This is a genomic window from Gimesia sp., from assembly GCF_040219335.1.
GTDB lineage: Bacteria > Planctomycetota > Planctomycetia > Planctomycetales > Planctomycetaceae > Gimesia.
In genome coordinates this window covers 224,792-238,347 of record NZ_JAVJSQ010000029.1, presented here as the reverse complement: position 1 = coordinate 238,347, position 13,556 = coordinate 224,792, and the positions used below count along the sequence as shown (strand labels likewise).

The window sequence follows — 13,556 nt, the reverse complement described above, 5'->3', positions numbered from 1 at the left end:
AGTGCATGGGCTCACTCGTCGAACTTCGTTCGACGAGTGTTTTTTTATGCGCCCCGAAGAAGTTCGATTACTTCTGCTTCCCGACTTTGGCCCAGGTATCACGCAGAGTAACGGTACGATTGAAGACGGGATTTCCTGGTGCCGAATCCTTTGTATCGACACAGAAATATCCCAGACGTTCAAACTGGAAACGACTGCCTGGTTCAGCTTCTTTCAGCCCCGGTTCAAGCTTACAACCCGACAGGACCTGCAATGAGCGGGGATTCAGGTTCGACTTGTAGTCGACTCCTTCAGGCAGATCTTCCGGATCAGGCTGATCAAACAGATGGTCATATAGTCTGACTTCTGCATCGAGGGCATGCGCTTCTGAGACCCAGTGAATCGTCGCTTTGACTTTCCGGCCATCGGGAGCATCGCCGCCGCGGGTTTCCGGATCGTAGGTACAACGAAGTTCAACCACTTCACCATCGTCATCTTTGATGACATCAGTACAGGTCACAAAGTAGGCGTAGCGCAAGCGGACCTCTTTACCCGGTGACAGGCGGAAGAACTTCTTTGGCGGGTCTTCCATAAAGTCGTCACGCTCGATGTAAATCACCTTCGAGAACGGTACTTTGCGGGTTCCCGCTGATTCATCATTCGGATTGTTGATCGCATCCAGTTCTTCGGACGTATCCTCCGGATAATTGTCGATCACAACGCGCAACGGTTTCAAGACTCCCATCACACGAGGGGCAACCTGATTCAGGTGATCCCGTATGCAGTTTTCCAGGACAACCTTATCGGTCATCGAATTATATTTGGTAACCCCGATTGTTTTACAGAACTCACGCAGCGCTTCGGGGGTGACGCCGCGACGCCGCATCCCGCATATGGTAGGCATCCGGGGGTCATCCCATCCGGAAACGTATTTGCCCTGTACCAGTTCGAGCAGTTTGCGTTTGCTCATCACGGTATAGGTCATGTTGAGGCGGGCGAACTCGATCTGCTGCGGATGAAAGACTTCCAGTTCATCCAGGATCCAGTCATAGAGCGGACGGTGATCTTCAAACTCGAGCGTACAGATTGAATGTGTAATCTTCTCGATTGAATCCGAAATACAGTGCGTATAGTCGTACATGGGATAAATACACCATTTATCCCCGGTCCGATGATGGTGCACATGACGAACCCGATAGATCACGGGATCCCGCATGTGGAAGTTCGGCGAAGCGAGATCGATTTTCGCACGGAGCACATACTCGCCTTCTTTGAACTCGCCATTCTTCATCCGTTCGAACAGATCCAGGTTTTCTTCAACAGAGCGGGAACGTCCGGGACTGGGTTTGCCGGGCTCGGTCGCGGTACCGCGATATTCGCGCATCTTATCTGCGGGCAGATCACAGGCGTAGGCCTTCCCCTTCTTGATCAGGGTGACTGCAAAATCATAAAGCTGATCGAAGTAATCGGAGGCGTAAAATTCGCGATCGTCCCAGTCGAAGCCGAGCCAGCGCACGTCTTCCTTAATCGAGTCGACGTATTCCACATCTTCTTTCTCAGGGTTCGTATCATCAAACCGCAGGTTACATTTCCCGCCCGGGTTCTCATTGGCGATACCGAAGTTAAGACAAATCGACTTGGCATGACCAATGTGCAGGTATCCGTTCGGTTCGGGGGGGAATCGCGTATGGACGCGACCATCGTGCTTGCCCGATTTGTTATCTTCCTGAATGATCGTACGAATAAAATCCGTTGGCGTTTTTTCTTCGGGAGTTGACATCCCCTACTCCTTAAATGATTGCATCAATCACAGGACCAGCCTGTTACCATTTTCAGTTTTCGTCACTCTGAGCGAGCGCCATCGCCCGGTCGATGCGTCTGACACAACTCTCTTTTCCCAGAATCGACAGGCAGTCAAACATGCCGATCCCGGTTGCTTTTCCACTGACGGCGACCCGCAGGGCATGAATAATCTGCCCCATGCCGATCCCTTCCGCTTCCACAAAATCGTGCAGCAGCTTATCCAGGCCAGCCGCACTGAAGTCTTCCGCCTCTGCCAGCTGGCTTTTAATTTTCCCCAGCAGTTCAACTGCCTGATCCGATTTCTGAATCCGTTTCTTGAACGCTTTAGAATCGTACTCCATTTGATCGTCGGCGACAAAGAACTCATCGAAATCCAGAATATCGCTGGCAATTTTGAGGCGGTCTTCCATATCGGTAATGACCTGACCAATTTTTTGTTTTGTTGTCTCGTCGTCCGCATCCTGTACCAGCCCGGCTTTCACCAGGAAGGGACTGCACATCGCAACCTTTTCTTCCAGCGTCAGCTGATTCATCCAGTGTGACTGAAAGCTGAGCAGCTTATCCGGATCGAGTCCAGCTGCCGCTTTAACCACCCGGTCCAGTGTGAAGTTCTCTACAATCGTATCGAGAGACATGATCTCTGTTTTATCATCCAAAGACCAGCCGAGTCTGGCCAGGGCATTCAGGATTGCTTCCGGCAGGTAGCCAATCTTTTCGTAATACTCGACCATCACGGGATCCAGCCCTTCCGCATTAGCCAGACCGATGCGGGGAAAGACCGAGTCAGCTTTGTCGAACATCTTTTTGAACTGGGGACTCTTACGATATTTGTCCAGTTTGCGTTTGCTGAGTTTCTCTTTTCCACCAGGTGCCGCGACGAACGGAATGTGTGCGAACTGAGGAAGTTCATAACCCAGCGCCTGATAAATCAGCACCTGCACCGGCGTGTTGGAGAGATGCTCCTCGGCGCGAATCACATGTGTGATCTGCATCTGGGCATCATCGACCACCGTCGCCAGGTTATACAAGGGCGTCCCATTGGCTCGCAGAATGACCGGGTCGGGCATCAGACCGGCGTCGAACTCGACATGTCCGCGAACTGCATCATCAATCTGGATTTTCTGATCCCGGGGAACCAGCAGACGTACGACGGCAGGACGCCCTTCAGCGGCGAACTGTTCCTTCTGGCTGTCTGTCAGTTCCAGTGATCGGCGGATATTCAGGTAGTTGCGTTTTTCACTCTGTGCTGCCTCTCGATCAGCCTGAATCTGTTCCGGGGTGTCGTAGCAGTAGTAAGCCTTTCCGTCGGCCAGCAATTGATCGACGGCAGCCCGATATAGATCATTTCGCTCGGACTGGAAGTAGGGACCAAAGTCACCACCGACTTCCGGGCCTTCATCCCAGTTGAGGCCCAGCCATTTGAATGCCTGCAGAATCGGATCCAGGGCGGCTGCGATGTTGCGCTCCTGGTCGGTATCGTCAATTCGTAGAATAAACTGACCGCCGTTATGCCGGGCCCAGAGCCAGTTGAACAGGGCCGTACGCATCCCACCAATATGCATATAACCGGTGGGACTGGGTGCAAAACGGGTTCGTACGGTACTCATAAACGGGCTCTTATTTCTCTATCAAACTGACGGGCTGACCGAGGGGAATTCCAGCGTTCCCGCTGCTGGACAAGGACACAGCCGGAAGATGGCAGGTAACAGTCCTAACCGGGTCCGGCTGATCATAAAACACCCACATGCATTCGACAAGTATATTCGAAGAGACAACTTAGCGCAATTTCACGTTTTCTGGCGATTCCGGCTTCCTTGAACGGTCTTGACGGTACTTCCCCGGCGACCTAGCATTTCTGCATGAAACGCTTTCTGCTCTTCCTGTTATTGCTGCTGCTGATCCTGGGTGGGACCGCCGGGGGCCTGTATTGGTCCTCTGCCCAGGTGCCGGAGTTCTACCAGGCAGCCCTCCAGCAACAGGTAGCCCCGGAAATCCGGCAGCAGGAAGCCAAGGATTTTGTCCAGCACTCGATGCAGATCGTGAATGACGTCCGCAACCAGGAACCACTCTGGTCGCAGGAGTTCAGCGAACAGGAAGTCAACGCCTGGCTGGCCGAAGAACTGCATCAGAAATACAACGAATGGGTGCCGGAAGGCATCACCGATCCACGGGTCCACTTCGAACAGGACCAGGTCATCGTTGGCTTCCATCTGACCTTAAAAAAATGGTCTGGAATTATCAGTCTCAAATTCAAACCCTGGCTGATGCAAGAAAATCGTCTGGTGCTCGAACTGGAACAGGCCCGGGCGGGACTGCTGCCGATCCCCATTGATGAAGCGATTACCAAACTGATTCAGGAAGCCCGTGCCGAAGGCTGGCAGATTGAATGGAGCCAGATGAATGAGCATGACGTTTTGATCGTACATCTGGACCGCCAGGATTCCGATCTACCCGACCTGACGACTCTCAAGGTCGAACCGGGGCTGTTTCAAATCGCCGGTAAAGCAAACGACGCACAGAAGCAATGAGCGTGTGAGCCGTTACTGGCTCGCGATCAAAAGAAAGCGGTATAGTTCAGACTCCACCTGTTTTCGGCATCTTGTTTTTTCAAAGTGATCCGTCCTGCCAGTTCCTCACCGGTGAGCAATGCCACCAGTTGATCTTCGCTCCGTTCCAGCAGAGTGAAAGTCCCTCGATCCCAGCGGCTGACCTCCCCCCGGTCTCCACTGACGGGACCCTCATATTCCAGATAAACCAGTCGATGATCGGGCAACGCCTCTGCTGTCAAATCGAGTGACGTTTCATCCGACGCCGGGTCGATCTCCGGCGGCTGGGGGAGACGCCAGGTCTTGAGCACATCCCCTTCTTCCAGCATCAGATCCCAGTGCAGTTTGGGATGGTCATGTCTCAAAATCACGTACTGCTGCATTTTTTCTCACTTCCGGCCAGAGACTCTTTGATTAGCTGATCCCACGATGCAAAATAGCGGGGGATGGAAAACTTCTCGCTTGCCTGAAGACTGAGAAGTGCAAGCTCTTTTAGCGATTTTTCATCCACCATGAGCGATCTCATCAGATCTTCGAGCGCGTGAATGGAAGTCAATTCACGTTGATTTTTCGTAGGTAAAAGTAACGCTTTTAGTTCACGCATGGAAAGATCAGCCAGACTTCCCTGACAGTCGAATCCGATGCAGGGTAACCCGCGCGACATTGCCTGCAATAGTGCATTGGGAAAACCTTCATAACGGGAAGGGAGCACAAACAGATCCCCCTGATCGAGGGCCAGTTCGGGATCGGCCACCCAGCCGGGCAGTTCAATCTGTGCCTGCAAACCCCGCTGATCAATCGTGGCCTGCAGCGTCTCACGCAGGGGGCCTTCTCCCAGAATGCGTAATTTCCAATCCGGAAAATCATCTGCCAGATTAGAAAAGGCATCGATCAACATATCAAAGCCTTTTTCATGAGAGAGCCGGCCCATGCCCAGTACCACATGTGAAGCAGGCCGCGCTTTGACAATCTCTTCCGTCACCTTGGGAATTCCCGCCGAGCGTGGCGCAGGCACTGCGTTCGGAATGACTTCGATGCGGGTTGCTGGGAACCAGGGACGACAAAAGTCGGACACCCCCTGCGTCTGTACTACCACGGCTGCTGCACGGGGATATGTTTTCTTACGCAGGTATGACCAGACGCGGCCCATCAGATGATAGCGCGGGTCCGAGCGTTCAGAGACAATCACGGGATAAGCTGCTTTCCCGGCCGCCAACAGCGTCAGCACATTCATCCGATCCGTCAGGCTGATGACCACATCGGGCCTGGATCGGGCAATTTCAGCGCGAAGCTTTCGCACCCGTTGACGATTATTCACTACTGCCTGCAGGAGATTTCCCGAATCACGCATCAGTCCCAGGGCAATGCGCTGAACTTCCGGTGCGAGCTCAAAGGTATCGGTCTCTGCGGAATCGAGGGTCAGCAAAGTGACCTGATCTCCCTCTGCAGCCCAATGATTGGCCATCATCGCAGCCACCCCCTCTGCACCGCCCAGACTGAGCGAAGGAATCGTGATGGTGATCCGTCGAGACAATGCAGAATTCGCCTTTTATCTAAGATGCAGTCAGACAGCAAGATACGTAAGAAAATGACAATGGAAATCAGCGTGCACTGCAGACTATCGCATCTCTTCAGTTGCGGCAAGCGGCACTTGTGCTTCCAGTCCAGTCTACACAGAATTGCTCTACACCTGATAGCCAATATCTGCTAGATTCCGGCTCCTCTCTACCCCCCGAGGCTCTGCTTCGCAACTGCACTCTCCTTTCTCCCTTCGATTTCCCGTCATACGCAATACCACGGATGGTACTATGGCTTCCAAATCCAAAAATAAAACTTCGTTCGTCAAATCCTGGAAATTACGTGGCCTGGCTTTACTGCTGATCGGTCTGCTCGGCGGTGGTGCATTTCACTTTGACGTCGTCAAACCCGCCCAGCTGACAAAGTGGGTCAAGCAGATTATCTCGACCACGGCTTCCAGCTCCACACCGGCTGACTGGAATTCGACTGAGATTGATCTGCCCCGTTCGAACGACACGATTCGGATTGCCAGTTTCAATATTCAGGTCTTTGGCGTCAGTAAGATGTCAAAACCCCAGGTCCCCCAGATCCTGGCCCGGATCATTCAGCAATTCGATGTCGTGGCAGTTCAGGAAATCCGCTCCAAGGATCTCTCCTTTCTGGATGAATTCCTGGCGATTCTGAATTCGGGAGAGCGGCGTTACGCTTATATCATTGGCGCGCCGCAGGGAAGAACCATCAGCAAAGAACAGTACGCCTACTTTTACGATACCGCCCGGGTCATTGTGAATCACAAATGGACGTACACCGTGATCGATAAATATGACAAACTGCATCGCCCGCCGTATGTGGCCCACTTCCAGACCTTGAGCCCTTCCAGCGAAAATCCTTTTACTTTTACGCTGATCAATATTCACACCGATCCGGATGAAACCGACCAGGAACTGAATGTTCTTGACGATGTGTACCGGGTCGTCGCCAACGATGGCAGCCAGGAGGACGATGTAATCCTGCTGGGGGATCTGAATGTGGATGACCAGAACCTGGGTGAACTGGGACGGGTCGGAGATCTGATGTGGACTGTCTCGAAAACGCCCACCAACACCCGGCAGTCCAAGCAATATGACAATATCCTGTTCAGCCAACACCGCTCGCAGGAATTCACCGGCATTTCGGGTGTGTATGATTTCAAAACCCGCTTCAAACTCACCGAGGAAGAAGCACTGCTGGTCTCCGACCATCTCCCGGTCTGGGCCGAGTTCCAGATCACCGAAAAAGGGGGAATCCGTCAGGCTGGTGTTCAGGGTGCGCAGCCTCGTTAAGCGGAAGCAGCACGCTCCGCCGGTGCCTGCAGAGTTAACAGGCTGATCTCGGGGCGGCAGAACCAGCGCAAGGGGTGAATGCCCGAAACGCCGCGACTGACGTGCAGGAGCGTTGAACTACGAAAAAACGTTCCACTCGTATAGCGGGTTCCATGCAGACTGGGCGCAAAGATAGGACCGAGAGGCGGAATCCGAACCTGGCCCCCATGTGTGTGCCCCGAGAGTACCAGATCGTATCCCTGGCGGGCCGCCCAGTGATAATTATCGGGTGTGTGACTGACCAGCAGTGTAAAGTCGGACTCTACGTCGATGCCTGCTCCATCAACGGACCGCTTCAAAGCAGGCAGTCCCCCCATCCAGGGGGCTTCGGTTCCCGTCAGATAAAACGAATGCCCCGCGTGTTGCAGACACACCGGTTCGAGAGTCAAATCAATCCAGCTCAGTTCCGTCAGCGAGTGTCGAATCTGCTGACTGTTTTGATTCCAGTCATGATTTCCAAGAATGAAAAAACAACCCAGAGGTGCCTGCAGGGACCCCAGCGTCTCCTGCAGCCAGTCGAGACAGTTCATCTCATCCAGCAGATCGCCGGAAAAAATAATCAGATCGGGTTGAGCTTCCTGGCCGATGCGGCAGAGTTCGATAAAGTAGTCACGTTTCAATGTGCCTGAATAATGCAAATCACTCACATGCAGAATCTTCAATCCATCCCACGATTGGGGCAGACGGGGCAGTTGAAATGTTTTCCTTGTGAATTCCACACTGAAGATTTCATTGAATGGAAGTCCCGCCAGGTAATGATAAGGCCCCTCCCCGATCAGATCATCCTGCAGTCGCTCGCGCATCTGAATCAGTTCCGATGACTGGGCTGTCTGCTGTCGGGGTGGTCGATAGCACTGGTGGCGGACCGCGGAATACATCAATCCCGCGAACCCCAAAGCACAGGGAATTAGAACGGGTTTCCACCAGCCAGGCAGTTGACTCCATTCTCCTCCGGCCAAGACACCGGGATCTGAAAGTCCCACTGTAAAAAACAGGGCTATCGGGAACAGGACGATGAGCAGTTCCAGCACGTGCCGCAAGCGTTTGAGGTGAACCTCATGTATCTTCATCGCATGCGTGCGATTGATGACCGAAGTCCAGAGCTCAGCATGCCCGATCGAGAGCATCAGCAAGATCAGTCCATTAGTGATTACGTCCATGTTGTGTTCACTGTTTGCTCAAAGCGGGCTCCAAAATAAATACGAATGCGCAAGCGAATCATAGAGAATCAGTACCGGAATGCAAATGCTTACGGAACAGCAATCCAGTGTTCCAGTGTGTTATGCGTGGTATAATTCACCGGCAATCGTTAATCTGCTGACTGGAATCTGAACAAGCTTTAATACTGGATGAATGGAAACGTGCCCCGATGGGATACCGCGGACTGCGTGAATGCGTCACCGACCTCGAACGGACGGGGCAACTGATTCGAATCGAGCAGGAAATCGATGCCAACCTGGAAGCAGCGGAAATCCAGCGCCGTGTTTACCAGGCAGGTGGTCCTGCGGTTTACTTTGCAAATGTGCGCGGCTGTCGTTTTCCGATGGTCAGCAATCTGTTTGGTACCATTGATCGCACCCGCTATGTTTTTCGCGATGCACTCCGCGCCGTGAATCATCTGGTCGAACTCAAGGTTGACCCAACCCAGTTCTGGAAACAGCCCTGGCGGTATCGTGACGTTCCCTTTTCCTTGCTGCATATGTTGCCTCGCAATTGTTCGCGGGGGCCGATCATGCAGAACCGGATCCAACTCGAAGACCTGCCGCAACTCAAAAGCTGGCCCGATGATGGTGGTCCGTTTGTCACTCTGCCCCAGGTTTACACAGAATCCCCACGTCGCGGCGGACTGATGAATTCCAACCTCGGCATGTACCGTATTCAACTGGCCGGAAATGACTATCAACTGAACCGTCAGATCGGCCTGCATTACCAGATTCATCGCAGCATCGGCGTGCATCATGCGGAGGCAATCGAGAAAGGTGAGCCCCTCAAAGTGAATGTATTTGTCGGCGGTGCTCCTGCAATGACACTTTCTGCTGTCATGCCTTTACCGGAAGGACTCTCCGAGCTTACCTTTGCCGGCGCCCTGAGTAAACGGGCGATTCGTATGGTCCGCAATCCGGGGGGACTACCGATTTACGCGGACGCTGATTTCTGTATCTCCGGCTGGGTCGATCCCGAACAGTTGCTGCCTGAAGGTCCGTTTGGAGACCATCTGGGTTACTACAGCCTCAAGCATCCCTTTCCAGTGATGAATGTGGAAGCAGTCTATCATCGTAATGACGCGATCTGGCCTTTCACTGTGGTGGGTCGTCCTCCTCAGGAAGATACCGCCTTTGGCGCGATCATTCATGAAATCACCGGTCCGGCAATACCCTCGGTGATTCCGGGGGTGCATCAGGTACACGCAGTAGATGCAGCCGGCGTGCATCCCCTGTTACTCGCAGTCGGCAGCGAACGCTATACCCCCTACGATCAACAGCGGAAACCCCAGGAAATTCTGACGAACGCCAATGCGATCCTGGGACAGGGGCAATTGAGCCTGGCGAAATACCTGATGATCGTCGCCCGCGAAGACAATCCGGAACTGGATGCGGAAGAGATTGACGACTTCCTCTCGCATCTGCTAGAGCGGATTGACTGGCGGCGGGATCTGCATTTCCAGACCTGCACCACCATCGATACGCTCGATTATTCCGGCACCGGTTTTAACATGGGCTCGAAGGTCGTCATGGCTGCGGCAGGACCTGTGACGCGTGAACTGGCTACCGAAATTCCTGGAGACTTCTCCCTGCCGGACGGGTTTACCGCACCACGCCTGTGTCATCCCGGAATCCTGGCGGTTCATGCCCCCCGTTTTGTTGAAGGGAATCAGGACCTGCGACAGTTCTGTGCGGCCCTGAATTCCTCTCATCCGTTGAATCGCTTTCCGCTGGTCGTACTTGTCGATGACAGCGATTTCACTGCGGCCAATCTGAATAATTTCCTGTGGACCGTCTTCACCCGCTCCAATCCGGCATCCGATATTGATGGGATCGACGCCTTCACCGAGCAGAAGCACTGGGGATGTCGAGGTGCTCTCGTCATTGATGCCCGCATTAAACCGCATCATGCTCCCCCCCTGATCGAAGATCCCGAGATCACCCGGCGCGTCGATCAGTTGGGAGCGCCCGGTGGTCCGCTGCACGGAATCATCTAAACGTTTCCGGAAAAATTGCAGTGGAACTCGGAAACGGTTTCGACAGGAACACAGGCGAACGTTTACAATTTCTGATCAGTCATTTGATTCACCAGTTTCCTGCACCGGAGTGAACCACTTCCATGATGTACCCGAACCATACTCTGCGCGCCAGCCTGGCAGCCCTTGTTTCCGTTCTCCTGTTCTCGGTTCCCGTCCAGGGACAAAAACAGAAAAAGAAACAAAAGCCCTTCCAATGGGTGAATGAACTGAAACAGGAAATCCCCGGTGTCAAGCATGCCACGTTTCGCAGTCCGTCAATGAATGTGGATGTCGGCTACTGCATCTACCTGCCTCCGCAGTACCGGAACGCCGAAAATAAAACGAAACGTTTTCCCGTAGTCTACTATCTGCACGGCGGTCGCCCCGGTAGCGAAACCAAAAGCGTGAAACTGGCTCAGTACATCGACAAGCAAATCTCCGCAGGCAAGGTCGATCCCATGATCTACGTCTTTGTTAACGGTGGACCGGTGAGCCATTACAACCTGCCGGACCGTAAGCACGCCATGGGGGCAGACGTCTTCGTCAAAGAACTGATACCGCATATCGATGCCACCTATCGCACCATTGCCGATCGGAAAGCCCGTGCGATCGAAGGATTTTCCCAGGGAGGCCGGGGTACGACGCGTATCATGTTCAAACATCCGGAACTCTTCTGTTCCGCCGCACCGGGCGGTGCTGGCCAGGCGACGGAAAAACGGATCTCAGAGAACAATGGACGCGAAAGCGAGAACCTGGTCTTCGTCCCGGGGGATAATACTTATGATCTGGCTCGCAAATACGCGAAGGATCCACAGCCCCCACTGCGTATTTTAATTCACGTTGGCACAAAAGGCTTCAATTACGAGAACAATCTGGCCTACATGGCGTTTCTGAAATCGCTCAAGATCCCGTTCGAGACATTGATTATCCCTGATGTTCCACACAGTGCGCAGCAGATCTACCAGAAGGAAGGACTGAAACTGATGCAGTTCCATGCGGAGAATTTTCGTCAGGCGGCGCAGCAGAAGTCCTGAACGGGGACTGGCTGCAGCCAGATTTCAAGACCGCGGCAGGCGTTTGAGCAGGCGGCGGGCCTTACTTTTCCAGCGGACAAATTTCCGTGCGATACCGCGGGGACTGGCATTAATATCCAGCAGCATGCCCTGCAGTGTCTTGCGGGCGGCCTGATGATCGCCGGCTTCTGCTTCGAGTGTAGCCAGCAGATAAAGTGCCTCAGGCTGACGCCAGCGTTTGGCATGTCGGGCCAGTTCCTGACGCGCCTGCTCTGCTGAGTCCAGCTCACAAACGGTTTTACAGTACATGAGCGAGACATCGCCGAACTTGTATTCGGGGTCCGCCTCCAGAATCTGCTTACAGCGCTGCTGGGCTGTTTCGAAGTCTTTGAACTTCATCTCGATTTGTGCTGCGCCCCACAGGGCCTGCAGGTTATCGGGTTCTTTTGCGAGAGCCTGCCGATAGGCTTCCAGACTTTTCTGATTGACTCCGGCATCTCTGAGGGCGTCCCCCCAGCGGATAAACTGGTAAGGGTTTCCAATCTGCATGGCAGCCGTTTCCAGTTCATTCAGGCGTCGTTGCCGGAAAAAAGGCCGGGCAAATTCCGGCAGCTGAAACTGATTTGAAGGTAACCAGCGTAGGAAGAAATAGATCAGTGCGCCAAAAGGGGGGAAGAACAGGATCACCCAGAACCACAAGAACCGATCCGGATCTTTGCGCAGACAGTCGATCAGCATCCAGATCCAGAACACCATTACAACGATGCCAATCACGCTCTCCATGAATGACCAGAGAGGCGAAGGAGCTCCATACAAAGCCGGATCGTTTAGATAGGGGTCCGGTGGAGGTGTTGATACAGGTTCTTGTTGGGCAAACATCGGCATGCTTTATTTTATGTTGTATCTCTGGAAATCCGGCTTACTGCAGCCCCGGTACATCCCCCAGCCAGGATGTATAATACATCGCCCGGGGTACGGTGGATTCGAGCAGCGCCTGTTTACGGTTTTCCACCTGCCCCGCTTCAGCAGTGCTGAGCAGAATATCTGCCAGCGAAGCCGGATGCGTGTATCGTATCACACGTACTTTCTCGAATCCCGTTTTTTTCTGCAAATAGGCAATCGCATCTTCCTGATAGCCGATTTCATCGATCAGACCATTCGCTTTGGCATCGGTGGCGGTATAAATCTGCCCGGTCGCGAGTTTCTTAACCTGCTCATAATCCAGATCTTTACGGTTGTCGGCAATGATGTTGATGAATCGCTGATACGACTCATCCAGGATATGATCCCAGACTTCCCGTTCCCGTTTGGTCATGTTCCGGAACGGATTCAACGCATCTTTGAACTCTCCCGTTTTCAGCGGATCGGAAACGATGCCGACCTTATCTGCCAGGCCACTTAAATCGAAGCGGGGGATGATCACTCCTAAAGATCCCGTCCAGGTGGTCGGCTCGGCAAAAATCACTCCGTCGGTTCCGGCCCCCATGGAGACATAATATCCACCGGAAGCAGCCATCCGTTTCATCGAAACCGCAATCGGCTTCTTTTCGCGCAGTTCGACCAGGCGATGATAAATCTGATGGCTGTCTGCGACCAGACCGCCCGGGCTGTCGACTTCGAGCAGCACGGCTTTGACCTGGTCATCTTTATCAGCCTGTTCGATTGCTCTGAGAATCCGTTCCGTGAACGGCGGCATGATCGTCCCCGAAATGGAAATGATGGCGATTTTCTGCTCAGCGAACCGATCGCCGCTCTCAAACTGCTCAGAAGGTCCATCGCTGGATGCAAAGAACTCCTGGTACATGGCGTAGAAACCCAGGTTAAACAGGATGGACACCAGTAACAGCAGCAACAGAATCCGAGCCAGCCAGTTCCTGCGGGGAGGTTTAGGCGGAGGTGGAGGTCCTTGATGCGGATCGGATTCCGGCCGGGGAGCCTCTCCTGCGGGCTTTGGGTCTGTCATTTGATCTAACTCCTTGATTTCATGTGGTTTGCTGTCGACATACAGAACAGATTTGTCGCTGAATTACTCTGCATTCAGGTGAAAATCACTGGATTGCCCCGCTGTCAAAATAGCAAACCTGCAGACCATAGCAAGACTGCAATGAGCTTGTCG

The 13,556-nt window shown here is 53.4% G+C and carries 11 protein-coding genes; 4 read left to right on the top strand and 7 right to left on the bottom strand.

Translation table 11 applies throughout. The annotated features are described in order from the left end of the window. Nucleotides 1-67: 67 nt before the first annotated feature. Together RID21_RS22890 and gltX are read right to left on the bottom strand one after the other, a co-directional pair. A complete protein-coding gene (locus tag RID21_RS22890) occupies nt 68-1,759 on the bottom strand; it encodes a glutamine--tRNA ligase/YqeY domain fusion protein (RefSeq protein ID WP_350192940.1) in 1,692 nt (563 codons plus the stop codon). Between the two features lie 52 nt (nt 1,760-1,811). Continuing rightward, on the bottom strand, nt 1,812-3,389 hold the full coding sequence (gene gltX, locus RID21_RS22885) for a glutamate--tRNA ligase (protein WP_350192938.1): 1,578 nt from the start codon (nt 3,387-3,389) through the stop codon (nt 1,812-1,814). A gap of 252 nt (nt 3,390-3,641) precedes the next feature. Between gltX and RID21_RS22880 the strand changes: the two genes are divergently transcribed. Next, nucleotides 3,642-4,310 carry a hypothetical protein gene (locus tag RID21_RS22880; RefSeq protein ID WP_350192936.1) on the top strand — a complete coding sequence of 223 codons (669 nt, stop codon included), beginning with the start codon at nt 3,642-3,644 and terminating at the stop codon, nt 4,308-4,310. Nucleotides 4,311-4,336: 26 nt separating this feature from the next. On the opposite strand, the gene RID21_RS22875 is transcribed toward RID21_RS22880, so the two are convergent. Both RID21_RS22875 and RID21_RS22870 read right to left on the bottom strand, forming a co-directional pair. Further along, nucleotides 4,337-4,711 carry a DNA polymerase ligase N-terminal domain-containing protein gene (locus RID21_RS22875; protein ID WP_350192934.1) on the bottom strand — a complete coding sequence of 125 codons (375 nt, stop codon included), beginning with the start codon at nt 4,709-4,711 and terminating at the stop codon, nt 4,337-4,339. Beyond that, nucleotides 4,696-5,862 carry a glycosyltransferase family 4 protein gene (locus RID21_RS22870; RefSeq protein WP_350192932.1) on the bottom strand — a complete coding sequence of 389 codons (1,167 nt, stop codon included), beginning with the start codon at nt 5,860-5,862 and terminating at the stop codon, nt 4,696-4,698. Before RID21_RS22870 ends, RID21_RS22875 begins: the two co-directional genes overlap by 16 nt. 274 nt (nt 5,863-6,136) lie before the next feature. Here RID21_RS22870 and RID21_RS22865 point away from each other — a divergent pair, with 274 nt between their 5' ends. Beyond that, entirely contained in the window at nt 6,137-7,168 is a 1,032-nt protein-coding gene (locus RID21_RS22865) for an endonuclease/exonuclease/phosphatase family protein (protein ID WP_350192930.1), read from the top strand. Here RID21_RS22865 and RID21_RS22860 read toward each other — a convergent pair. After that, entirely contained in the window at nt 7,165-8,367 is a 1,203-nt protein-coding gene (locus tag RID21_RS22860) for a metallophosphoesterase (RefSeq protein WP_350192928.1), read from the bottom strand. The genes RID21_RS22865 and RID21_RS22860 overlap by 4 nt on opposite strands. Before the next feature lie 209 nt (nt 8,368-8,576). On the opposite strand from RID21_RS22860, the gene RID21_RS22855 reads away from it, so the two are divergent. Both RID21_RS22855 and RID21_RS22850 read left to right on the top strand, forming a co-directional pair. Continuing rightward, complete coding sequence (locus RID21_RS22855) at nt 8,577-10,406, top strand: UbiD family decarboxylase (protein ID WP_350192926.1); 1,830 nt, start codon at nt 8,577-8,579, stop codon at nt 10,404-10,406. 122 nt (nt 10,407-10,528) lie between these two features. Further along, nucleotides 10,529-11,461 (top strand): alpha/beta hydrolase, encoded by a 933-nt coding sequence (locus tag RID21_RS22850; protein ID WP_350192924.1) that lies wholly within the window; start codon nt 10,529-10,531, stop codon nt 11,459-11,461. 24 nt (nt 11,462-11,485) lie between these two features. On the opposite strand, the gene RID21_RS22845 is transcribed toward RID21_RS22850, so the two are convergent. Both RID21_RS22845 and sppA read right to left on the bottom strand, forming a co-directional pair. Continuing rightward, nucleotides 11,486-12,319, bottom strand: coding sequence for a tetratricopeptide repeat protein (locus RID21_RS22845; protein ID WP_350192922.1), 834 nt, complete (start codon nt 12,317-12,319; stop codon nt 11,486-11,488). Nucleotides 12,320-12,359: 40 nt separating this feature from the next. Then, complete coding sequence (gene sppA, locus RID21_RS22840; protein WP_350192920.1) at nt 12,360-13,403, bottom strand: signal peptide peptidase SppA; 1,044 nt, start codon at nt 13,401-13,403, stop codon at nt 12,360-12,362. Between the last annotated feature and the right edge of the window lie 153 nt (nt 13,404-13,556).